At 44.8% G+C, this 22284-nt stretch carries 20 protein-coding genes; 5 read left to right on the top strand and 15 right to left on the bottom strand.

The features are described 5' to 3' along the window. Positions 1–28: 28 nt before the first annotated feature. Both G3W54_RS08350 and G3W54_RS08345 read left to right on the top strand, forming a co-directional pair. Positions 29–928 carry an FG-GAP-like repeat-containing protein gene (locus G3W54_RS08350; RefSeq protein WP_162652619.1) on the top strand — a complete coding sequence of 300 codons (900 nt, stop codon included), beginning with the start codon at positions 29–31 and terminating at the stop codon, positions 926–928. Positions 929–934: 6 nt separating this feature from the next. Then, complete coding sequence (locus tag G3W54_RS08345; protein ID WP_162652618.1) at positions 935–1450, top strand: hypothetical protein; 516 nt, start codon at positions 935–937, stop codon at positions 1448–1450. Positions 1451–1452: 2 nt separating this feature from the next. On the opposite strand, the gene G3W54_RS08340 is transcribed toward G3W54_RS08345, so the two are convergent. After that, positions 1453–1788 carry a TIGR01244 family sulfur transferase gene (locus G3W54_RS08340; protein ID WP_162652617.1) on the bottom strand — a complete coding sequence of 112 codons (336 nt, stop codon included), beginning with the start codon at positions 1786–1788 and terminating at the stop codon, positions 1453–1455. A gap of 176 nt (positions 1789–1964) precedes the next feature. Here G3W54_RS08340 and G3W54_RS08335 point away from each other — a divergent pair, with 176 nt between their 5' ends. Beyond that, entirely contained in the window at positions 1965–3584 is a 1620-nt protein-coding gene (locus G3W54_RS08335; RefSeq protein WP_197742805.1) for an iron ABC transporter permease, read from the top strand. A gap of 100 nt (positions 3585–3684) precedes the next feature. Here G3W54_RS08335 and G3W54_RS08330 read toward each other — a convergent pair whose 3' ends face one another. The 8 genes from G3W54_RS08330 to G3W54_RS08295 form a co-directional block, all read right to left on the bottom strand. Next, positions 3685–4716, bottom strand: coding sequence for a Fe(3+) ABC transporter substrate-binding protein (locus G3W54_RS08330; RefSeq protein ID WP_162652616.1), 1032 nt, complete (start codon positions 4714–4716; stop codon positions 3685–3687). 111 nt (positions 4717–4827) lie between these two features. Continuing rightward, positions 4828–7281, bottom strand: a complete 2454-nt coding sequence (locus G3W54_RS08325; RefSeq protein ID WP_162652615.1) for a UvrD-helicase domain-containing protein — start codon at positions 7279–7281, stop codon at positions 4828–4830. Between the two features lie 57 nt (positions 7282–7338). Further along, a complete protein-coding gene (locus tag G3W54_RS08320) occupies positions 7339–8601 on the bottom strand; it encodes a DUF3422 domain-containing protein (RefSeq protein WP_244627916.1) in 1263 nt (420 codons plus the stop codon). An 80-nt stretch (positions 8602–8681) separates the two neighbouring features. Next, positions 8682–9455: a phosphatase PAP2 family protein gene (locus G3W54_RS08315; RefSeq protein ID WP_162652613.1), complete on the bottom strand. Its 774-nt coding sequence runs from the start codon at positions 9453–9455 to the stop codon at positions 8682–8684. Between the two features lie 34 nt (positions 9456–9489). Next, positions 9490–10230 carry a DUF2259 domain-containing protein gene (locus tag G3W54_RS08310; protein ID WP_162652612.1) on the bottom strand — a complete coding sequence of 247 codons (741 nt, stop codon included), beginning with the start codon at positions 10228–10230 and terminating at the stop codon, positions 9490–9492. A 27-nt stretch (positions 10231–10257) separates the two neighbouring features. Then, positions 10258–11385: an ATP-dependent RecD-like DNA helicase gene (locus tag G3W54_RS08305; RefSeq protein ID WP_162652611.1), complete on the bottom strand. Its 1128-nt coding sequence runs from the start codon at positions 11383–11385 to the stop codon at positions 10258–10260. A gap of 59 nt (positions 11386–11444) precedes the next feature. Continuing rightward, positions 11445–12038 carry an acetolactate synthase small subunit gene (gene ilvN, locus G3W54_RS08300; RefSeq protein WP_162652610.1) on the bottom strand — a complete coding sequence of 198 codons (594 nt, stop codon included), beginning with the start codon at positions 12036–12038 and terminating at the stop codon, positions 11445–11447. A 12-nt stretch (positions 12039–12050) separates the two neighbouring features. Then, on the bottom strand, positions 12051–13850 hold the full coding sequence (locus G3W54_RS08295) for an acetolactate synthase 3 large subunit (protein ID WP_162652609.1): 1800 nt from the start codon (positions 13848–13850) through the stop codon (positions 12051–12053). Positions 13851–14177: 327 nt separating this feature from the next. Here G3W54_RS08295 and G3W54_RS08290 point away from each other — a divergent pair, with 327 nt between their 5' ends. Further along, the gene (locus G3W54_RS08290) at positions 14178–16094 is read left to right on the top strand and encodes an ATP-binding protein (protein WP_162652608.1); all 1917 of its coding nucleotides are present in this window, start codon (positions 14178–14180) and stop codon (positions 16092–16094) included. A gap of 4 nt (positions 16095–16098) precedes the next feature. Here the strand turns inward: G3W54_RS08290 and miaA are convergent, their stop codons facing one another. After that, positions 16099–17001, bottom strand: a complete 903-nt coding sequence (gene miaA, locus G3W54_RS08285; protein ID WP_162652607.1) for a tRNA (adenosine(37)-N6)-dimethylallyltransferase MiaA — start codon at positions 16999–17001, stop codon at positions 16099–16101. On the opposite strand from miaA, the gene serB reads away from it, so the two are divergent. Next, the gene (serB, locus tag G3W54_RS08280; protein ID WP_162652606.1) at positions 17000–17890 is read left to right on the top strand and encodes a phosphoserine phosphatase SerB; all 891 of its coding nucleotides are present in this window, start codon (positions 17000–17002) and stop codon (positions 17888–17890) included. The genes miaA and serB overlap by 2 nt on opposite strands. 13 nt (positions 17891–17903) lie before the next feature. Here the strand turns inward: serB and G3W54_RS08275 are convergent, their stop codons facing one another. From G3W54_RS08275 to G3W54_RS08255, 5 genes are all read right to left on the bottom strand, one after another. Further along, complete coding sequence (locus tag G3W54_RS08275; protein ID WP_244627915.1) at positions 17904–19328, bottom strand: Do family serine endopeptidase; 1425 nt, start codon at positions 19326–19328, stop codon at positions 17904–17906. Positions 19329–19439: 111 nt separating this feature from the next. Further along, the gene (locus G3W54_RS08270; protein WP_162652605.1) at positions 19440–19625 is read right to left on the bottom strand and encodes a DUF2065 domain-containing protein; all 186 of its coding nucleotides are present in this window, start codon (positions 19623–19625) and stop codon (positions 19440–19442) included. Between the two features lie 15 nt (positions 19626–19640). Continuing rightward, positions 19641–20543 carry a protease modulator HflC gene (locus G3W54_RS08265; RefSeq protein ID WP_162652604.1) on the bottom strand — a complete coding sequence of 301 codons (903 nt, stop codon included), beginning with the start codon at positions 20541–20543 and terminating at the stop codon, positions 19641–19643. Between the two features lie 2 nt (positions 20544–20545). Further along, complete coding sequence (hflK, locus tag G3W54_RS08260; RefSeq protein ID WP_162652603.1) at positions 20546–21643, bottom strand: FtsH protease activity modulator HflK; 1098 nt, start codon at positions 21641–21643, stop codon at positions 20546–20548. 118 nt (positions 21644–21761) lie between these two features. Continuing rightward, complete coding sequence (locus G3W54_RS08255) at positions 21762–22280, bottom strand: dihydrofolate reductase (RefSeq protein WP_162652602.1); 519 nt, start codon at positions 22278–22280, stop codon at positions 21762–21764. Between the last annotated feature and the right edge of the window lie 4 nt (positions 22281–22284).

Raw genomic sequence — 22284 nt, 5'->3', positions numbered from 1 at the left:
TTGTTGCTCAACAACAACGAGTTTTTTAATGATAAAAATATTCTTAGCCACTTTGTTATTTCTAATGAGTTTGAGCGGCGCATCCGCATTGGAGTGGAGTGTTAAGCAGATTAATGCAGAGAAATTCCCATACGAGATAGTAGAGGAAACTCGAACCCAGGCGATTGATGGGTTGCCAGATGGATTGATTGCAACGGGTGAAGGTGACTCTGACATTTCATCAGCTTGGTACGGTGAACCCACAACGCGCTATGCTCATGGCATTTTAGGCGACGCAATTGAGGCAGGTGCGCTGTTAGTTGAGACAGCTGATAGTTCAGTTCAAATACTTCACTTGCCCAAAAGTGAGGTTTTTGAAGATCGTTATCCGCGTTTGGTAGATTTAGATGGCGATGGCACGACTGAGGTCATTACAATCAAGTCTTCGGTCAATCAAGGCGCATCTGTTACGATATACGGGCTGGATGATGGCAAGCTCATCGAAAAAGCGACCACTGGTTATCACGGTTTAGCAAATAGGTGGTTGAATATTGCAGGAATTGCCGATTATCGTGGGACAGGCTTCAAGGATATCGCATTTGTGCGGACACCACATATTGGCGGTACATTATTTTTCTATAGTTATCGGAATGGTTCATTTAGGCAGGTCGGTGATGTATACGGTTTTTCCAATCATTTTATTGGCTCGCGAGAAATGCGCTTATCTGCAACTGCTGATTTTGATGGTGATGGGGTTTTGGATCTTGCTGTGCCGTCAAATAACCGAAGAGACCTAAGATTTATAAGCTTTAAAAACGAAGCCGTTTTGGAGCTAAGTTCGGTCAGTTTTTCATCAAGCATAGATAAGGCTGTTCTAGTTGATAGTTCCAACAAAGCTTTAGTTGTGGGTACGGCAGATGGTGCCGTCTATAGATTGGACCGGAAATAGATCGATATGAATCTGAAAGAACAATTATCTAATTGGGATGGTAAATCAACGGACTATCTGGGCAATTTATATGATTTGATAAAATCAGATTCGATTTTCGTCGATCAGCTATTTGATGTGCTTGCCGAAGAAAACCTTCAAACTGCAGCGACTTGGCTGGTCAAACATGCACTTGAGAATGGTGCTTTACTGGATCAAAGCCGAACATATGAATTTTATAATAATGCTGATGCATTAGCTACCTGGCAGGCAAGACTTCATCTTTTACAGATTATGCCGATGCTTAGAGTACCGGAAGAACTTAGATATAAATTAGCCAAATTTTGCCGATTTGCAACCGAAGATGAGAATAAATTCGTTAGAGCTTGGGGCTATAATGGACTTTATGAATTGGCCAACCTTTATCACGAATTTCGAGATGGCTTAGATGTGGTTATAAATTCTGCAATGGAAACCGAGCCTGCATCCATAAAGGCGAGGCTTCGGAACATCAAAAAGAACATCAATGCCAATTGGCAATGACACTACATTTTGGCTTCGGCATTTTTGAATATTACAGTCGAGCGGGCTCCTGAACGACAGTAACCAAGCATTGGTTGATCCATCTCTTCAATTGCATCCACCATCTCAAGAACGGCTTCCATTGTTAGGCCGGCGCTTGTTACTGGGATATGGCGGATTTTCAGTCCCGCCGCTTCTGCCGCATGTTTGATGTCATCAAAACGAGGTTGATTTGGCTCTTCATCGTCTGGTCTATGGCAGACAATGCATTTAAAGCCTTGTGCTTTGATTTCGGCAATATCTTCAACAGTGATCTGCTCTGAAACAGCATAATTTTCGGTAACTTGACGAATATCCATAATGCATCCTTTGTTTCCGTTTTATTAGAATGTCAGCTGGAGAAGGTCAACAACAACTCTTAGTGACAATCATATCAGTTGACGCTAAAACATGCATAGAATAGTCAAGTATTAAAACCTGTTGGGTTCTTTTGATAGGTTCATTATCTGATTGATTGTTTAGTGCTGGGGTTTATTTGCAACATCGTACGTTAAAATCTGCCGCATGGGCTGTATCCGCTATATGCGTGTTGCCAATGATTGCTGCTGTTATAGCGGCCGCTAATGGTACGTTGGAGACATGGGGGAGCCTATTTGCAACGGTGCTTCCGGGGTTTATATGGAATACGGTTCTGCTGGTTGTATTTGTTGGTATTGGAACCGCAATTATTGGAACCGCGACTGCTTGGTTAACCGTCGCCTATAAATTTCCGTTCCGCCGAGTTTTGGAAATTCTGCTGGCTTTGCCGCTTGCTTTTCCCGCATTTGTTCTTGCATATGCCTATACAGATCTGCTGGATCATCCCGGTTTTGTGCAAACAGCTTTACGGGATTTTATGGGGTGGGGCCCACGTGACTATTACTTCCCAGAGATACGATCACTTGGTGGTGGTGCTACGATGTTGATATTTGTATTGTACCCTTATGTTTATTTACTTGCGCGAACAGCATTTGCAAAGCAATCCGCCACAGCATATTTCGCTGCGCGAACCTTAGGTTCATCGTCAATTTCTGCGTTTTTGCGAATATCCATACCAATTGCACGGCCGGCAATAGCTGGTGGTGTTTTGTTAGCATTGATGGAAACAATTGCGGATTTTGGGACAGTTGCGCATTTTGGTGTTCAAACTTTTGCTACAGGAATTTATGCAGCATGGTTTGGATTGGGTGATCGTGCCGCTGCTGCTCAATTAGCGCTTTGCCTTTTAACCGTTGCTCTTTTATTTGCTGGCCTTGAGCGAATTCAGCGCGGTGCAGCAAAACGGCATTCAGCGGGAGCAAAGCTCGAGCGCCATCAGCGCGAAATACTTCATGGAGCCAAGGCATGGGGTGCGACAGTTGTGTGTTTGGTACCTGTTCTTGTTGGTTTTATTATTCCGCTAATTGTTCTGGGTAACATGGCACTAACGGGGGATCATTCTCCATTCTCAAAGCGCTATATGAACTTTATGGAAAATTCTGGAATACTTGCTGGAACAGCGGCGGCGGTGACAGTGATTGGGGCGACAATCATTGGCTTTTGTGCCAGAATAGCACCAAGTTTGGCGTCCCGTTTTGCAACGATAATAGCAGGTATTGGATATGCAGTTCCCGGCGGAGTTATCGCTGTGGGGCTTCTTGTGCCGTTCGCTCATCTTGATAATATTATAGATGCTTGGGCTAGGGAGCATTTAGGATTTTCAACAGGACTGTTCTTTACAGGTTCCATCACGCTTTTAATCGTAGCATATATGGTTCGTTATATGGCTGCCGCGCTTAATGCTTTTGATAGTGGAATATCAGGGATTAAAGTCAATATAGATGCGGCAGCGCGCGTTTTGGGACGAACCCCTAAAAAAATGCTATGGCAAATCCATCTCCCGCTTTTGAGGCCAAGCCTTTTAACAGCGCTGTTGATTGTCTTTGTTGATGTGATGAAAGAATTGCCTGCAACATTGATCATGAGGCCATTTAACTTTGATACGCTTGCTGTTCAAGCATATCGATTGGCCTCTGACGAAAGATTGGAAGCTGCCGCCGTTCCATCACTGATGATTGTTTTCTTTGGGTTGTTGCCAGTTATTCTGCTTTGCACAACCATTAATCGATCGCGATAAGTAATCGACTGCTCCCTCTTTGTAAGGCAATAAAAAACTGGCTCTGAGACGTTATCAGAGCCAGTCAGAAGAAGCTTCAGTAATTTAGAAGCTTTGGGGGTTACTTGTAGCCAATTTCATTATAGATTTTTTGCGCTGCTGCTTGGTGTTTGCCGAGCTCTTCAAGACCCAAATTATCCTCTTTGAAAGTACCAAGTTGTTGTACGGATGATGAAAGTGCAACACCTTCAACAACCGGGTATTCGTCATTACCAGCAGCAAAATAGTTTTGTGCTGATTCACTCGTTAGATATTCAAGCAATTTTACTGCATTTTCTTTGTTTGGAGCATTTTTCGTAACACCTGCACCTGAGATGTTTACGTGCGTACCATTGCCCTCTTGATCTGGGAACACCCAGCCAATCTTATCCGTGCTACCAGAAAGGTTTTTGACATCTTTACGGAGTGCGCGAGCAAAGTAGTACGTATTACCAACGGCAATAGCGCATTCGCCGGATACAATTCCACGAAGTTGATCTGTGTCGCCACCTTGTGGTTCGCGTGCAAGGTTTGAAAGAAGGCCTTCTGCCCATGTTTTGGCTGCAGCTTCGCCATTATGTGCGATTTGTGACGCTAGTAATGAAAGCATGTAGATGTTTGTGCTGCTACGTGCGCAAACCATACCTTTATATTTAGGGTCAGCTAGATCAGCGTATGTCATTGGTGGTTCAGTGACTTTCGCTTTGTCATAAAAAATGACGCGCGCGCGTTTTGAAACACCGTACCAATAACCTTCTGGGTGGCGAAGATTTGCGGGAACTTCTTTGCTCAATGTCATAGATTCGACTTTTTGCAAAAGTTGTTCTTGCTCCAGTTTATACAGACGGCCAGCATCTGTTGTAATCATAATATCGGCAGGGCTATTTGTGCCCTCTGCCTTTACACGTTCGATCAATTCGTTGATCTTACCTTCAATAAGGTTGACCTTAATGCCAGTTGCTTCTGTGAAATCAGAATAAAGGCGATCATCTGTGTCATAGTGACGTGATGAGTAGATATTTACTTCGCCATCTGCATAAGCTGCGCTTGCGCTTAATGTGATCGCCAAAGCCCCAATAACTGAAGTGACTAGATTTTTTGCTCGAATATGCATGCTAATTTCCTTATTTTACAAACATGACTTAATTTATCATGTTTAAATACCAACTTGAATCGCAAGTCAAATACTTTCCTTAAATACTCAAGTTTAAATTCGGAAAATTGATTAAACGGTTTCTACAAAACTGTCTAGGACACGCTTTTGCCCTGCGCGATCAAATTCGATTGTAAGCTTATTACCATCGATATTCACAACATTGCCGTTGCCAAACTTCATGTGAAACACGCGATCACCATTAGAAAAGGGAGAAGGGGTGTCTGTGCTTGATTTAGCAACCAGTTCGCCTTCAATGGTTTTAGCGCGTGGTCCACTTTCCCCATAAGACATGCGTTCGACTGAATGGCCGGAGCGACTGCCCCAGTTATTTTTCAGCGCATCTGAGTTGTTGGCTTGCGCGCGTTTCCAGCCCGGTGTCTGATAGCTACTTGATCCAAAATTGTCCTGTTTATCAAACCGCGATGAACCGTAGGGACCACCTGATTGCCCACGACCATAACCGCCGTAAGATGAGTCCATTTCGGCCACTTCGACATGGGCTTCGGGTAGCTCATCCATGAAGCGTGAAGGGATTGTGGATTGCCATAGGCCATGAATTCGCCGATTTGAAACAAACCAGATATGACAACGTCTTTTTGCACGTGTTATACCAACATAGGCAAGGCGTCTTTCTTCCTCAAGACCTGTACGACCACCTTCGTCCAATGATCTCTGGTGGGGGAAAAGACCTTCTTCCCAACCAGGGAGGAAGACGGTTTCGAATTCAAGTCCTTTGGCGGAGTGGAGTGTCATGATATTAACAGCATCCAAATCCTCATTCTTTTCAGCATCCATAACGAGAGAAACGCGCTCAAGAAACCCGCGCAAAGATTCTTCATCTTCCATTGATCGGATGAGCTCTTTAAGGTTGTCCAAACGGCCGGGTGCTTCTGCAGAACGATCCTTTTGCCACATTTCTGTGTAGCCGGATTCTTCTAAGATTTGCTCAGAAAGTTCGGTGTGTGGTGTCCTATCAAGTTCAGCCTGCCATCGTTGGAAATTTTGGACAACTTCTGTTAGGGATTTTCGAGGGCGCGGCTTTAACTCATCCGTTAATATTATTTCAGCGGCTGCGGCAAACATTGGAATATTTCTGCTTCGAGCATAATCATGAAGTTGCTTAATTGCAGCGTCGCCAAGACCACGCTTTGGTGTATTTACAATGCGTTCAAATGCAAGATCGTCAGCTGGTTGGCATACAACGCGGAAGTACGCCATAGCATCGCGAATTTCCAATCGCTCGTAAAAGCGCGGCCCACCGATAACTCGGTAATTCAGTCCCAATGTGACGAAGCGATCCTCAAACTCTCGCATTTGGAATGATGCTCGCACTAGAATTGCGATGTCGTTGAGTTTGTGGTCATTGCGTTGGAGTTGTTCAATCTCGTCACCGAGGTCGCGAGCTTCTTCCTCTGAATCCCAAGCTGCATGAACCTTGACCTTGTCATCGTCAGGGTCTTTTTGTTCGGTGAAAAGCGTTTTGCCAAGCCGACCTTCATTGTGGCTGATGAGATGGCCCGCAGCGCCCAAGATATGTTCAGTTGAGCGATAGTTGCGCTCAAGACGAATAACTGCGGCTCCGGGGAAGTCTTTCTCAAAACGCAGAATATTTTCTACTTCGGCCCCACGCCAGCCATAAATGGATTGATCATCATCCCCAACACAGCAAATGTTAGCAGGACCATCATCCGGGTTCGGGCGCTGGGCAAGAAGACGAAGCCACATATATTGTGATGTGTTTGTATCCTGATACTCGTCTACCAAAATGTAGCGAAATTTACTCTGGTATTCTTTTAGAACATCGGGATGGCCACGCATAATGCGGATGGGGTGACACAAGAGGTCACCAAAGTCACATGCATTGAGTGTTTTAAGGCGATCTTGGTAGGCAGCGTATAACTCGCGCCCTTTTCCATTTGCAAATGATCGCGCATCGCCTTCAGATATTTCATGTGGCGCAAGGCCTTTGTTTTTCCAACCGTCGATCATCATTGCAAACTGGCGTGCAGGCCAGCGCTTATCGTCGATGCCTTCGGCTTGGATGAGCTGTTTAATGAGACGGATCACATCGTCTGTATCGAGAATTGAAAAATCAGAACGTAAGCCGGCAAGCTCACAATGTTTACGCAGCATCTTCACGCCAATAGAGTGGAATGTGCCAAGCCACGGCATGCCTTCAACAGCATTGCCCACAAGATCGCCGATACGAACTTTCATTTCTCGGGCGGCCTTGTTGGTAAATGTTACGGCTAGAATTTGAGATGGATATGCTAGTCCTTGGTTTAATATATGTGCAATTCGTGTCGTAAGAACACGTGTTTTACCAGTACCTGCGCCTGCAAGAACTAAAACAGGTCCTCGTATGGTTTCAACAGCTGCAGTTTGCTCTGGATTTAGGCCATCTAAATAGGTCGGTTTCTGACGTGCCGCCATGGCACGCGCCGCAATACCCAAGCCGCCAGATGTTGGCGGGGTTGGGGTTTCATCATCGAAAAAAGGTATGTCGTCGTCATATCCACTCATCCCTACTAATTTAGTGATTCGAGCCCAAATTGCTAGGGGCGGCGAGAGATATGATGCCTAATCTTCGCTTCCATGCAGCTTTAATCGCAGTCTTCGAACAGAATACCAAACGGTGAACATAATTACAGGTACTGCAGCGGCTAATATAAGCGTGTATGACACCGGTAGGTGACCTGCTTTATCGAAAGCCTTGAGAAAATAAGATAACAACCCGATAGCATAATAGGTGATTGCAATCGTCGACAAGCCTTCAACGGCTTGGGAGATGAGCAATTGTTGTTTATATCGCCCATCTAGCGATTTCAGTAACGCTTGATTGCCATGATTCATCTTAATATCTATGCGTGTTCGCAGTAGGGCAAGTGCTCGACTTATATCTTCCGTCAGAGTTTTTTGACGACCCTCAACGCTCTTGATCGTCGCTCGAGCGGGTTCAAGCCTTGATTTTAAAAAACCGGATATCGTTTGGAGGTCCCCACGTTCCTGCTCGACAAGGGTTTTTATTCTAGCATCGACGATATCAAAATAGGCATTGCTCGCAGAAAAACGAAATCGCGTCTCAGATCGCAAATTATCCAATTTTCCAGATAAGATAGATAGTTCCTTAAACAGATCTTCGTCAGAGACATCTTCATCGCTGCTTGCTGCCTCAAGTTTTGATGTAATCTGATTGAGTTGGTCTTCAAGTTTGGTCAGGCGAGACGATTGACGTCGTGCAAGCGGCAGCCCAATAAGGGCCATGATACGATAGGTTTCCAGTTCATATATGCGCTGAATTCGACGCCCAAGTTCGTTAGGGCCACTTTTCTCGGACATAACGGTATAATTTATCGTGCTCTGATCGTCGGTTTCCAGCGTTGAGTGGACTTGTAGCTCTCCGCGCATGGTCCCGCCATAAAAGCGCTTACCAAAATCACTTTTCTTAGCCAGCTCTTTTGCAGTTGTGACAATTGATATCTGACACTTTGATAGCACTTTAACGTTTTTTCTGATGAGTAGAGATCTATATGCCTCAATGAGTTCTGCGCCATCACTGTTATTGCTTGCAACAAAAGTACAACTGGTAAACTCGGTATGGCGTTCTATTTTGGTGTCTATGTTTCCGTTTTTATTGATGACGTGGCGACGAATTTCTGCTGATGTTTTACCGCTAACTTGTGTGAAAAGTTCTGAAATCGTGTCACTTTCGCATGTAAATGCGATGTGCAATACAATCGCGGGAGCGATAATTTCCATTGCAGGACGCGCATGGACTTCATCGATAGCAGCCTGCCGATCGTCGTGATATGCCCACAAAGTTTCAACATCTGGATTTTGCATAGTCAAAATAGGTTCCTCTGACGGTTGAAGATGATCGAGACTCTAAGCTGATGCAAGGTGTAGATAGGTTCAAATTGTCGCTATTTTCGCCTATTTTGCTTTAAACGAAGACTTGTTGCAATGAGACCGAAGTCATGGGTGATGTTTTCCAGAGTGATTTTATCCCGAATATTTGAGATTTTGAATATTTTATAGATCAGCAGGATTACAATAGCGCTAAAAAGTGCGGCCAAAAGGGAGTCGCTCATAAAATGTCGACCTTTGACAAATCTAAGCCCAATGCCTAAGGCACTTAGCATTGTAATAAGCGTGATAATCAACTTTCTTTTGTGAGGAAGTGCTGTCCAAGCGATGATGCCAAGTAAAATGCCGGATGTGGCGATAGCGCTACCTTCGCCAGATACAAATGAGCAATTTGATTGGCACTGGTCAGAGATATAATAAGGCGGGACAAAATCTGATGTTCCGCCGAACTCGGCGATATGTGCAGGCCGTGGGCGGCCCCAGTAGCTTTTCAAGATCATATTAACAAGCACAAGGGGACCCGCGATAAAGCTTGCGATTATTAAGTCCCAAAATTGATGAGGAGTTTTAGTAATATCCCGATTTTGGCGCGTATATAGTGACATCGACACTGCCGTGACGCACAGGACTGTAATTTCAACATTATACAAAAAGCGGAGAGCAACGAGGAATTGGCTTTGATTTAACGGGAACCCATTCTTGCCATCAGCGAAAAAACTTGCCAGATAAATGTCTAATTGCGGATAGATTAAGAAAACGACAGACACAGCGATAGTCATCGCAATAACGAATATCATTGTGATCGCGTAATAATTTGGGTGATCGGTCATGCACGTTTTCTAATGAGTTAGAACTAGTTTTGTTCTAGTTCATGACCTTAGGAATGGCAATCCATCGTCCGTCGGGACCTTCAAACCCAAAACTCTCATAAAGGACAAGAAAAACATGCACTGCCGGTTCGCCAAATTCGTCTAGTGTCACGACGCCTCCGATATTATAATCTTGTGGACACCGCCTGCTTTTGGGCAGGCTTTTATCTTCATAAATTGTTTCGGATGCTTCGTCGGGTGAGGGGCGTAACTTGAGCCTGAAAATATTGATGTCTAGACCACCATAGTTTTGACAATCATGACCAGATGGTAATTGAGCTTCAAATGTTTCTAATGATATTGTGATTGGCTCGCCCAGATTAACTTTATACTGATTTGGGAAGTAAGTGATGCTTTTGCTATCATTGACAACTTCCGTTGAGGGGTTGAACGCAACTAAGCGACCCGGCTTGGTCCCAATACCCAAGGCTTTCATTTTTACATCGCTCTTTTCAGCAACCAATTTGCGAGCTTGCAAAACGCCTGCTTCCTCATCTTCAATGCGCACTCGGAAGGGAGTGCCTTTCACATAGGTATCGCTTTCAACATTAATAAGAAATCGATCTGCGTAGGGGAAACCGGAGCCGTCCATGATGCCAAACTGTTCAAATGCATAGACCTTTCCGTCAGCAGAAAACCCTAATGAGTGAAACTCTGCGAAATCGCCGGCAATTACATGGTTTAATTTAAATAGTAAAAGTACAAGTGACAGTGATGCAATTCTGAATTTATTCATTGGGTAACCTCCAGCGCTCTGATTATTCTATCGAACAATGGTCAATTTTTCCACTGCACGTGTGATTGCTGTATATAACCAGTGCACTGAAGTATCTCTAAAAGCCCAGCTTTCATCAAACAATACAACATTGTTCCACTGCGATCCTTGGGCTTTGTGTACGGTTAATGCATATCCGAAATCAAAATCATCGAACCGTTTTTTTGTTGACCAAGGAATTTCAGTATCATGCTCTTCAAAGGCGGCTTTTAGAAGGCGGACCTTTGCAGAACCACGCCCCATATCATCATCTTCTGGTCGGAGTAGAAGATTTATCCCTGGTTTTGTGGTCTCTTTTGATGATGTCATGACTTGCCATAGCGAACCGTTAAGCAGTCCTTTGCTTGGGTCATTTCTCAAGCAAACAAGTTTATCTCCGCTTTGAGGATGAGGCCTGTCAAAACCCTTGAGAATCCTCAGACGTTGATTGTACCGTTTTCTTGTCTTGTTGGTTCCTACCAAAACCTGATCGGCATCTAACACAAGATCCTGATTAACATCCTGTTTGGAGATGATTTGCGTCGTGCCATAATCGCCATAAGCTAGGTCACGTCCCTCACGAACTTGCATTGCTAGATCTATGATTGGATTATCTCGCGCCTGACGATGAATTTCCGTTAAGAGAAAATCTGGTTCATGCTCGGTGAAATAGCCTCCACCTGATATCGGCGGCAGTTGGCCCGGGTCACCTAAAACGAGAATGGGAGTCCCAAAACTTAACAGATCGCGACCCAGTTCTTCATCTACCATTGAGCACTCGTCAATGACAATAAGCGCTGCTTTTGCAACAGGACTTTGCCGATTGACGGAGAACATAGGAGCGATTGTCGTTTTACCGGTCGTTTCGTCTTCTACCTCTTCTTCACCTCGCGGGCGATAGATGAGGGAGTGAATAGTATTGGCATTTGAGGCACCGCGCGAACGCAATACCTGAGCTGCTTTTCCTGTAAAGGCGGCAAACAAAACATCGCCATCTACATGTTCCGCAAAGTGCCGTGCCAGCGTTGTTTTCCCCGTTCCTGCATAGCCGAACAGGCGAAAAATTGGGGTTGAACCTTCTTTAAGCCATTTTGCAACGGCTTTAAGAGCTTCATCTTGTTGAGGTGAAAAATCCATTGCCATTCCGTTACAGGATTCGCACGATTTAGCAATAAGATTTTAATCCTAGTCGAACATTAACTTGGTTGCTCGCTGCCCCAGATGCCTTCGGAACCTCTATTCATCGCTGTGATACCAGTTCTGCAAATCTCAATAGCACCAAGGTGTCGCATAATTTGGATAAACTGCTCGACTTTAGAAACGCGTCCTGTGATTTCAAAAATAAAATGCTCAGTATTCGCATCAACAACTTCTGCTTTAAAAGCATCGGCAATCCGTAATGCTTCGGACCGGGCTTCACCCTTACCTTTGACTTTAACCAACGCAAGTTCCCGTTCGATGGGTTTTTCAAAGCCTAGTTTGGCTGCAGTTTCATCCAGATCAATCACGCGGTGAACAGGAATAATTCGCTCTAGCTGTGCTTTAATCTGCTCCAGCACGTGTTCCGTTCCACGCGTAACAATCGTGATGCGAGACAGATGGCGTTGGTGTTGGGTCTCAGAAACGGTGAGGCTTTCAATGTTGTAGCCACGGCCAGAGAATAGGCCGATAACGCGTGCTAATACGCCCGGTTCATTATCCACGACAACAGAAAGTGTGCGTGTGACGATCTCATGCTCAACAACTTGGTGAAAATAGGCTGAGCCTGTTGGCTTTTCTTGTGCGTTCATAATAGCTCCTCCTTATACCAGTCCACGACCAGTGGCATCAATTGCATTGGCAACAGCTTCATCAGTGGCCTCGTCCGGTAACAACATTTCGTTATGTGCTTTGCCAGACGGGATCATTGGGAAACAATTGGCAAGAGTTGCCACGTTGCAGTCAAAGATAACTGGTTTGTCAATTGAAATCATCTCATTAATGGCTCCATCAAGATCTGCTGGCTTAGAGCAGCGTATCCCCACACCACCATAAGCTTCTGCTAGTTTGACAAAGTCAGGCATGGATTCTGTGTAAGAATTTGATAGACGATTCCCGTGTAATAGTTGTTGCCACTGGCGAACCATACCCATGTAATTGTTGTTCAAAATAAATATTTTAACGGGTAAATTGTGCTGAACTGCACACGACATTTCCTGGATGCACATCTGTATGGATGCATCGCCTGCAATATCGATTACCAAACTATCAGGATGGGCCGCTTGTACACCTATGGCTGCTGGAAAGCCATAACCCATCGTACCGAGGCCACCTGATGTCATCCAACGATTTGGCTCCTCAAAACCGTAGAATTGTGCTGCCCACATCTGATGTTGACCGACTTCGGTGGTGATATATGTGTCCTTGTCCTTGGTTAACTCGTACAAACGTTGAACGGCATATTGCGGCATAATCACATCTTTATTGTCCGCATATGCGAGCGAATTACGCGCCCGCCATGTATCAATTTGCGCATGCCATTTAGCCAACCTGCTTTTTTCCAGTGAGGCTGCTTCTGCGCGCCAAATACGGACCATGTCTTCAAGTACAGGCACCACATCTCCAATAATAGGGACGTCCACATATACATTTTTATTGATTGAAGATGGATCTATATCAATATGAATCTTTGTTGAATTGGGTGAGAATGCATCAAGGCGGCCTGTTATACGATCATCAAATCGAGCCCCAACACACAGCATAACATCGCAATCATGCATGGCCATATTGGCTTCATAAGTGCCGTGCATGCCAAGCATACCAAGCCAGGCTTCACCAGAGGCCGGGTAGCAACCTAAACCCATCAACGTTGATGTAATTGGCGCCGATGTTAAAGATACCAAATCTCTAAGTAATTTTGACGCTTCCGGACCAGAATTCACGACGCCGCCACCTGAATAGATGACTGGGCGTTTGGCACCTTTCAATAATTCAATAGCTTTCTTAATCTGGTTCATATCACCAGATGTTGCATGTTTATAGCTTTTTCGACTGGCCATTTTTGCTTTTGGTACATATGTTCCAGTGGCAAACTGAACATCCTTTGGAATATCAACAACAACTGGACCGGGGCGACCACTGCTTGCAATATGAAATGCCTCGTGCAAGGTCTTAGCCAGGTCGTTTACATCTTTAACCAACCAGTTGTGCTTTGTGCATGGGCGCGTAATGCCAACTGTATCACATTCTTGGAAAGCATCAGATCCGATCAAGTTGGTTGGCACCTGACCAGTGATGCAAACCATTGGGATAGAATCCATCAAGGCGTCCTGAAGCGCGGTCACAACGTTAGTGGCGCCTGGACCAGAGGTTGCAAGGCAGACCCCCGTTTTTCCGGTTGAGCGAGCATAGCCTTCAGCCATATGGCCAGCGCCTTGCTCATGACGAACGAGAATATGTTGAACCGCATCTTGCTGATGAATTTCATCATAGATTGGCAATACTGCACCGCCCGGGTAGCCAAAAATATGCTCGATACCATTTTCTTCCAGCGCTTTAAGTACCATTTCGGCACCGGTCATATGGTTTGCATCCTCGGACAATTCGTTGTCAGTTCCAGTCATTTTTTTGTCTTCTTTTACTCTATTAAGTCAATTTTGATGGCATAAAAAAAGGCTCCTTTAGGAGCCTTCGTATCGCGCATGGGATGCTTTCGCCAGATGGTTACACCATCTTGCCCATACGCTTTCCCACCACCAGAATTTCAATTTTTTGTTTCATAGCTAACTTTTAGCCTTATTTGAATAATGCGTCAACGAATAATTCAAGCGTCGTCGTATAGAAGAGAAGGTGAGTATCTTGTTATGATTTAGACCCTTTGCCTACATTTTTTTTTAACGTTCATTGGTTAGACTGAACATATTACCTTTTTCATTTGTTCGGGGGCGAACTTGTCTGACTTAACAAACAGCACTTATGATTATCATTCTGTAGAACGTCGTGCGCCCGAACCAGTGGATCGCCTTCTCGGTCATGTTGTTTCATGTACCGGTTCGAAGATCGAGATATCAACTTCCGTTGGCCCTGATGATGTGGCGGTTGCTGCTGGTTGGTCTGTTGGTCGTCTCGTCACCATTGTTGTTGATCAAAATCGGGTTGTTGCTCTCGTAAGCTCTATGGAAACACCGGATGCAAGTTGGGATGTTAATGGTGTTAATACACTTCAAATTACCGCCGAACTTGTCGGAGAAGTTCGCCAGCATGAGACAGGCACAACTTTCTCAACTGGAATAACTCGTTATCCACATTTAGGTGCCGATGCTCATGATATTCGTGCGGAAGATTTGAAACTCATTTATGATGCTGGAACTGATCATCCTGTTGTCGTTGGAAAACTATCTCAAAATCAGGATATGGACGCGACGATTTGCATTCCGTCTATGTTATCGCGACATTTTGCACTTGTTGGAACCACTGGTGTTGGCAAATCAACGGCTCTCTCTTTGCTCGTTAACAAGGCTATTCAAAGCGACCCGAAATTGCGAGTCCTTATCCTCGACCTGCATGATGAATTTGCTTCAGCTTTTAATGGCATATCTGTTGCGATTGGGCCTGATACTTTGGACTTACCGTTTTGGCTTTTCAAATTTGAAGAATTTGCAGAGGTCATTTTCCGCGGACAGCCTAAAGTCACCAACGAAATGAATGCATTGCGTGACCTCATTGGTGAAGCCAAACGAGCATTTAAAGGTGATAGCAGCAGTGGCCTCAGCCGGAAGAGAGAAAATAAATCCTTCACGGCTGATACACCTGTTCCGTATCGAATTGCAGATCTCCTTTCGTTGTTAGACGATAGGATTGGTCGGTTGGATGGCAAAAGTGATAAACCGCATCTAATGTCGTTAAAGGTTCGAATCCAATCTGCTATTAATAATCCGCGCTATGGATTTATGTTCTCCTCAAGCACAATTAGCGACACAATTATGCAAACCATCGGTACTATTTTCAGAATACCCGCGGATGGCAAGCCTCTAACAACGTTTCAACTTGCTGGTATTCCGTCTGAAGTTGTTGATTCAGTGGCATCGGTTCTTTGTCGTTTAGCGTTTGAAATTGCGCTTTGGAGTGAGGGGGCCGTTAAGATATTGGTTGTTTGTGAAGAGGCACACCGATATATCTCATCCGACCCGAGTATTGGTTTCCTACCAACGCGTCAGGCTATTTCCCGAATTGCGAAAGAAGGCCGCAAATACGGCGTAAGTCTTGGTATTATTACACAAAGACCAGGTGAACTTGATCCGACAATTCTTTCGCAATGTTCAACCGTATTTGCTATGCGATTGGCAAATGATCGAGATCAGGAAATTATTCGTTCGGCACTTCCGAACTCGTCCAGCTCTACAACAAGTTTTCTTGCATCTATTGGTAACGGGGAAGCAATCGCTTTTGGTGAAGCTGTGACTGTTCCTATGCGCATGATGTTTGAACGTATTCCAAAGAATGAGTTGCCGTGCGCGACAGGATTAAGTGAAAGCAATGTAACTTCGCTTAACCTGAGTTCCATCGTCGAGAAAATGCGGTCTACAGAGGGTGGGAAAAAGGCATCTGATGATCTCGATTTTCCGAATATGGATGGCTTTTCAAATGCACAGAATAAGTCTACCGCCGATGCGCAATTTAGAAGTGCAAAACTTGCAGGTGAGAGAAAAGACGCGGCCACTCCTACGAATACGCTACGCAAAATAGCATCACCAGCCTCTGCACCATCAGATAAGACTTTTGCCAAGCCTGCTACTGAAAATACAACCAGTGGCAATGACCTACAACGTGAGATGAGCGAACTGAGAGCGCGTTTATTGGGGAAATAGCAGGTTAAATATTTGTAATACGCAACCAGTCACTATCGAGTTGATTCCGAAACCATGTGGATTGCCGCTTGGCATATTGGCGTGTCGCTATAATTGATCTCTCAATAGCTTCGTCTTGAGTCATTAGACCTTTAATATACGCTGATAATTCTCTTACACCAATTGCTTTCATGCTGGTGTGATTTGTATCGATTCCCAGAGTGAGCAAATGCTCCACCTCTTGTAGAGCTCCGTTTGCGAACATCTTCGTAAATCGATTTTCTATACGTTCATGAAGGGTCGGGCGGTCGGGCAGCAAGATAATTTTCTTTGATGTGGATGTATCAACGAGAGTTGGTCCCGTATTTTGATAATAGTGTCTAATGGATTTTCCTGTAGCATCATACACTTCCAACGCGCGGGTGATACGTTGTTTATCTGCTGGCTTTAAATTCTGAGCGCTTTCAGGGTCCAGCCTTTTCAGTTCGCTATAAAGTGTTTCGATGCCGTCTGTTTCCAGTTTGCCACGCCATTTATCTCTGATCTCGGTAGGTATTGATGGAATGTTTGATAGACCGCCATTTAAGGCTTTGAAATAAAGGCCGGTTCCGCCCACAAAAATTGGTAACTTTCCCCGGCGTTGTATATCGGTCTGTATTTTCTGCACGTCCTTTATCCAATGGCCGGTGGAATATTCATCTCCTGGATTTACATGGCCATAGAGATGGTGTGGTGCACTTTTTAGTTCGCTCACAGATGGGCGCGCAGTCAGGACATCTAGAATCTTATATATTTGCATGGAATCAGTGTTGATAACTTCACCATTATGCAATTGGGCTAACTTAACGGCCAGTGCAGACTTGCCGCTTGCGGTCGGGCCAGCTATTTGGATGGCAGTTTGATTATTTATTTCGAGAGACTTTTCCATGCCCTTCGTTGCCACGCTTCTAGCCCCGCCGTCAAACCCTATTCTTGTTCCGCAGTTGGCAGAAACAATTGCCAAGCAGCTTGATGTATCTGGTCTATACTGGCTGGCTGATGACATAGCGTGCGATATGGCGCTGAAGGATGGTGCCGATTTAGATGAATGTGCGAAAGTCATAAAACTTGCGATAGCTGATCAACCAATTGATTTTGCTATTCAAGATGCTGAAACGAGACGAAAGAAAATACTGATTGCAGATATGGATTCGACCATGATCGATCAGGAATGTATTGATGAGCTGGCGGCGGAAGTTGGACTCAAAGAAAAAGTATCCGGTATAACCGCACGGGCAATGAATGGTGAGATTGAGTTTGATGCTGCGTTGCGCGAACGGGTAGGGCTGTTGTCAGGGCTCCCGATCAGTGTAGTTGATGACGTTATTGCAGGTCGAATAACACTTAAATCAGGCGGTAAGACACTTATCGCCACTATGAAAAAGAATGATGCATATTGTGCGTTAGTATCTGGTGGATTTACCGTGTTTACGCAGAAAATTGCGGATATCATTGGATTTGATGAAAATAGGGCTAACGTTCTTTTGGAAGAGAACGGTGTTCTTACTGGTCAAGTTGCCGACCCAATCTTGGGGATGCAAGCAAAAGTAGACGCATTGAATGAGATTTCAGATCGGTTAAAGATCACGCCTGCGCATGCAATTGCTGTGGGCGATGGTGCTAATGACTTGGGTATGCTGGGTATAGCGGGAAGTGGCGTGGCGTTGCATGCCAAACCAAGTGTTGCCGCGCAGGCTAAAATCCGCATTGACCATGGTGATCTAACTGCGCTTCTGTACCTTCAAGGTTATCGTAAGTCAGATTTCATTGAAGCTTAGCGCGCGCTAAGGGCTACTCTATTCGTAATGTTACAAATCGAAGTTCACCAGTTTGATTTGCGATCATAAAGAACGCATTTCGGCGACCATCGGCCTTTAATTTATCTATGACCTTCTGAACATCTTCGGGTTTCTTGACCTCCTCCTGTGCGACCTCAACGATCACTTGGCCAGCCTCTACTTCTTTGTTGTAGGCTTTAGAACCTTCATCAACGGCATTAATAAGCACACCGTTTACATCTTCAGAAATACCGAACTCCTCGCGAAGTGCTTCCGTAATCTCTGTTAATTCCATGCCCATTAATTCAAGAACCTGACGCGTGTCTTCTTCCGCCAAAGGTTCGTCTACCCCATTTGCTTCAGCAAGTTTTTTCTCACCATCTTCAAGGCGTCCGAGTTCTACCTTTATAGTCTGCATCTCGCCTTTGCGAAGAATTTCAACATTAACTTCCTTACCCACTGGGCTTTCTGCAACAATACGTGGCAAGTCACGAACGGTAACTACATTTTTATTATCGAATTTTATAATTATATCGCCAGCTTGCATGATGCCGTCTACCGGTCCATCTGTAATTACGCCTGCAACGAGAGCTCCTTTTGCCTTGTCCATCCCGAGGCTTTCAGCAATATCTTCTGTTACAGGCTGTATACGCACGCCCAACCAGCCGCGGCGCGTTTCGCCAAAGTCTCGAAGTTGTGTGATTACGTTTTCGGCTAATTCGGTAGGCACAGAAAAACCAATACCAATTGATCCACCAGATGGAGAGATGATTGCAGTGTTAATGCCGATAACTTCGCCATTCATATTAAAAAGCGGCCCGCCTGAATTGCCTCTGTTGATGGCTGCATCTGTTTGTATGTAATTATCATAGGGGCCTGAATTGATATCGCGGCCAATGGCTGAAACGATGCCAATAGAAACGGAGCCGCCTAAACCAAACGGGTTGCCAATAGCCATCACCCAGTCACCAATGCGCATGGATGTGGAATCGCCAATTGGCACGGATACAAGCGGTTCTTCTGGTTCTACCTTCAAGACAGCTAAGTCTGTTTTTGGATCTGCACCTAGAAGCTCAGCTTTTAATCGGCGACCATCTGCGAAAATAACTTCAATATTATCAGCGTCTTGAATGACATGATTATTAGTGACAATCGTCCCGTCGGGATCTATTACGAAACCGGAACCTAAGGAACTAACATTTCTCGAAGGGTTAGACCCGCCTTCACCTCGATCTTGGAAAAAGTCATCAAAAAACTCTTGAAATGGTGCCCCATCCGGACTGTTGCGTGGAGGCTTGTTGCGAGAAGGGGTTTCGACTGATTGTGATGTTGAGATGTTGACAACCGCACCCATTAAGCCTTCAGCAAGGTCAGCAACGGATGCCGGCCCATTTGTTGGGGGCGACTGTGCTTGCACCAAATTTATCGTCAATAACATGAAGAGCAATGATAAGGATAATGTAGCCATTTTCGCAACGATTGACATATCGGGAAAATTTATAGCACGAGCTTTCATTACATATCCTTTTTGCAACCGCTTAAGCGAAGATCATCCGCGAATAAGCCAAACTATACCAACACCTAAGATGATGGCAATAACTCCGAAGTTGCGCAATTGTTGGTTTGGGATTTCCGGTAACATTTGTGCGAGTTTTTTCACAGATCCGGGGGCAAGGGCATAGATAAGTCCCTCAAATACGAAGAATAAACCCACCGCCACAATAAATTCAGACATGACGGTGGGCCTTTTTTAATTTGCTGGAGGCGTTTTAGGCGCACCAAGCGAGTTTTTGAAGAATTTAAAGAATTCTGAATCTGGCGACAAAACCATTGTCGTACCATCAGGATCGATAGCTTTACCATAAGCTGTCATTGAACGATAGAATTCGAAAAAGTCTCGGTCACGATTATAAGCATCCGCAAAAATTGCATTTCGCTCAGCATCACCTTCACCGCGGATAATCTCCGCATCTCTACCAGCGGCGGAAACAAACTCAACCACTTGACGATCAGCAATTGATCTTAGACGTTGACCCGCTTCAATACCACGAGCACGAATGGCTTCAGCCTCCGCAAGACGTTCAGCTTTCATACGCTCATATGTCTGCTGTGAGACTTCTTGCGTAAGGTCTGTCCGTCTAATGCGCACATCATCAATAGTCACACCAAGCGCTTCAGCTTCAGGGCGAAGTTGATCACGAACTTCACGCATCATAGATGCGCGTTCCGCTGAAAGAGCAGCTTCAAATCCACGAAGACCATAAACTGTACGAAGCGCAGAGTTTAGACGTGTTCTAAGTCGGGATTCGACGGCAACCACATCACCAGACACTGTTTGTCTAAAGGTTTTTGCATTTGAAATTTTGTATAAAACAAATGCATCAACTTCGTAGAACTTACCGCCGGATACCTGAACTCGAATATCCTCAAGATCAAAACGTAAAGTTCTATCTTCAACATACTGAACACTATCGAAGTCTGCGAATGTAAGTGGGACTTTGAAATAAATACCTGGATCCGTTTCAACGCGTTGAATTTCACCAAAGCGAATGACAATTGCCTGTTCTCGCTCATTGACGACAAATATGGATGAATATGCCGCAATAGCGACAACCGCCAGAACACCAAGAAGGAAAGGAATACGATTAGCCATAATTAGTTGCCTCTCGATTTTGAATTAAGTTCATTAAGCGGAAGGTAAGGGACCACACCTTGTGCATTACCACCTTGCTCGATGATAACTTTATTTGAACGCCCTAGAACGCTTTCCATAGTTTCAAGATACAATCGCTGACGGGTTACGTCAGGCGCTTTTTTATATTCGTCATAGATGGAAATGAAACGTGCAGCTTCACCGTTAGCTTCGTTGACGACACGGTCTTTGTAACCTGCAGCTTCCTCGCGAAGTTTGGCTGCCTGACCTCGTGCCTGACCAAGCTTTTGGTTTGCATATTGGTTTGCTTCTTCAACAAAACGATCTTCGTCCTGCTCAGCTCTTTGCACTTCATCAAACGCATCAGCCACTTCACGCGGTGGAGCGGCATCCTCGATAGAAACTGTGTTGATGGAGATACCAGCACTGAAACTATCCATGCTATTTTGAACAATTTCCTGAACTTCGTTCGCAATTGCATCACGATTGTCACGGAAAATATCTTGTGCGGGACGACGCCCTACAATTTCACGCATCGCGCTTTCAGAAATCTGACGCAGCGTATCTTCCGGACGGGCAACATTAAATAGATAAGCTGCTGGTTCTGACACATTGTATAGAATTTTAAATTCGACATCTACAATGTTCTGATCACCGGAAAGCATCAAACCTTCTGTCGATCCAGAGCGACCCTTGCTGCCTGACGTGATTTCACGTTCTGAAATGTTCGCAATTTCTACAGTCTCGAGAGGCCACAAAATTACATGCAAGCCGGGCATTGCGACTTCTTCTTTGGGTTTACCAAAACGAAGTTCAACACCACGTTCATCTGGCTGTACTGTGTAAATTGCTTGCATTCCCCAAAAAATAGCAAGAGCTATGAAAGCTAAGATAAAGATAAAGGGCGAGCTGCCGCCGCCTACTGCTTTGTTAAACTTATCTTGGGTTTGGCGCAGCATCTCTTCTATGTCTGGTGGGTTTCCGCCACCGCCATTTGGACGTTTGGGACCGTTGCCCCATGGACCTCCGCCATCGCCGCCATTATTTCCGCCGCCGCCCCAAGGGCCTCCGCCGCCACCATTTTGATTGCTCCAAGGCATCCAGATCTCTTTCTGTTGGTCAAAAGTTACGTATTACCCCTTTTTATAGGTATCGCGACCTCTGCTTTCAACGCGTCAAAGTGTGTGTTTTCAATTTATTGTCGTTTTATAAAGCTTTTTACGTCTCTAAGCGATCATAGATCACATATCGCGTCGCGTAATTATCTTTTTCACCTGTTGGAATATACTCTTCATGAGATATTTTCCAGATATTCGAATCAATTTTTGGAAATTTCGTATCGCCATCAATCTTGGCATCAATGTGGGTAATGTATAAACGACTGGAGTACTCCAGAGCTAGCTCGTATATTTGACCGCCGCCGGCAATAAAGATTTCGTTCTTATTGGTTTTCTTAGCCGTTGAACTTGCAATCCCAATAGCATCTTCGAGTGAGTGCGTATTGGTAATGCCTTCCGCTTCAAACGGGCTTCTAGAAACAACAATATTTTGTCTTCCAGGGAGGGGGCGACCACCAAAGGACTGAAAAGTCTTCCGGCCGATAATAATAGGGCAACCCATAGTTACCTTCTTAAAACGTTTGAGATCGGTTGAGAGCCGCCAAGGCATATCACCATCACGGCCAATAATACCGTTTTTGGAGACGGCTGCTATCATTGATATCGTCATATTATTCATAAAG

Origin of the sequence: Lentilitoribacter sp. Alg239-R112 (genome assembly GCF_900537175.1) — a bacterium.
Classification (GTDB): Bacteria; Pseudomonadota; Alphaproteobacteria; order Rhizobiales; family Rhizobiaceae; genus Lentilitoribacter.
The sequence above is the reverse complement of the archived record's forward strand: the minus strand, read 5'-3'. Positions and strand labels throughout refer to the sequence as shown.

Bases quoted from the DNA above. Each gene is read 5' to 3' on its own strand.
- G3W54_RS08315 (WP_162652613.1), bottom strand. From the start codon at position 9,455: ATGACCGATCACCCAAATTATTACGCGATCACAATGATATTCGTTATT.
- G3W54_RS08340 (WP_162652617.1), bottom strand. From the start codon at position 1,788: ATGGATATTCGTCAAGTTACCGAAAATTATGCTGTTTCAGAGCAGATC.
- miaA (WP_162652607.1), bottom strand. From the start codon at position 17,001: ATGGAAAAGTCTCTCGAAATAAATAATCAAACTGCCATCCAAATAGCT.
- G3W54_RS08305 (WP_162652611.1), bottom strand. From the start codon at position 11,385: ATGGATTTTTCACCTCAACAAGATGAAGCTCTTAAAGCCGTTGCAAAA.
- G3W54_RS08330 (WP_162652616.1), bottom strand. From the start codon at position 4,716: ATGCATATTCGAGCAAAAAATCTAGTCACTTCAGTTATTGGGGCTTTG.
- G3W54_RS08270 (WP_162652605.1), bottom strand. From the start codon at position 19,625: ATGTCTGAATTTATTGTGGCGGTGGGTTTATTCTTCGTATTTGAGGGA.
- G3W54_RS08295 (WP_162652609.1), bottom strand. From the start codon at position 13,850: ATGACTGGAACTGACAACGAATTGTCCGAGGATGCAAACCATATGACC.
- G3W54_RS08255 (WP_162652602.1), bottom strand. From the start codon at position 22,280: ATGAATAATATGACGATATCAATGATAGCAGCCGTCTCCAAAAACGGT.
- serB (WP_162652606.1), top strand. From the start codon at position 17,000: ATGCCCTTCGTTGCCACGCTTCTAGCCCCGCCGTCAAACCCTATTCTT.
- G3W54_RS08350 (WP_162652619.1), top strand. From the start codon at position 29: ATGATAAAAATATTCTTAGCCACTTTGTTATTTCTAATGAGTTTGAGC.
- G3W54_RS08325 (WP_162652615.1), bottom strand. From the start codon at position 7,281: ATGAGTGGATATGACGACGACATACCTTTTTTCGATGATGAAACCCCA.
- G3W54_RS08345 (WP_162652618.1), top strand. From the start codon at position 935: ATGAATCTGAAAGAACAATTATCTAATTGGGATGGTAAATCAACGGAC.
- G3W54_RS08275 (WP_244627915.1), bottom strand. From the start codon at position 19,328: ATGTTATTGACGATAAATTTGGTGCAAGCACAGTCGCCCCCAACAAAT.
- hflK (WP_162652603.1), bottom strand. From the start codon at position 21,643: ATGCCTTGGAGCAATCAAAATGGTGGCGGCGGAGGCCCTTGGGGCGGC.
- G3W54_RS08265 (WP_162652604.1), bottom strand. From the start codon at position 20,543: ATGGCTAATCGTATTCCTTTCCTTCTTGGTGTTCTGGCGGTTGTCGCT.
- G3W54_RS08320 (WP_244627916.1), bottom strand. From the start codon at position 8,601: ATGCAAAATCCAGATGTTGAAACTTTGTGGGCATATCACGACGATCGG.
- ilvN (WP_162652610.1), bottom strand. From the start codon at position 12,038: ATGAACGCACAAGAAAAGCCAACAGGCTCAGCCTATTTTCACCAAGTT.
- G3W54_RS08310 (WP_162652612.1), bottom strand. From the start codon at position 10,230: ATGAATAAATTCAGAATTGCATCACTGTCACTTGTACTTTTACTATTT.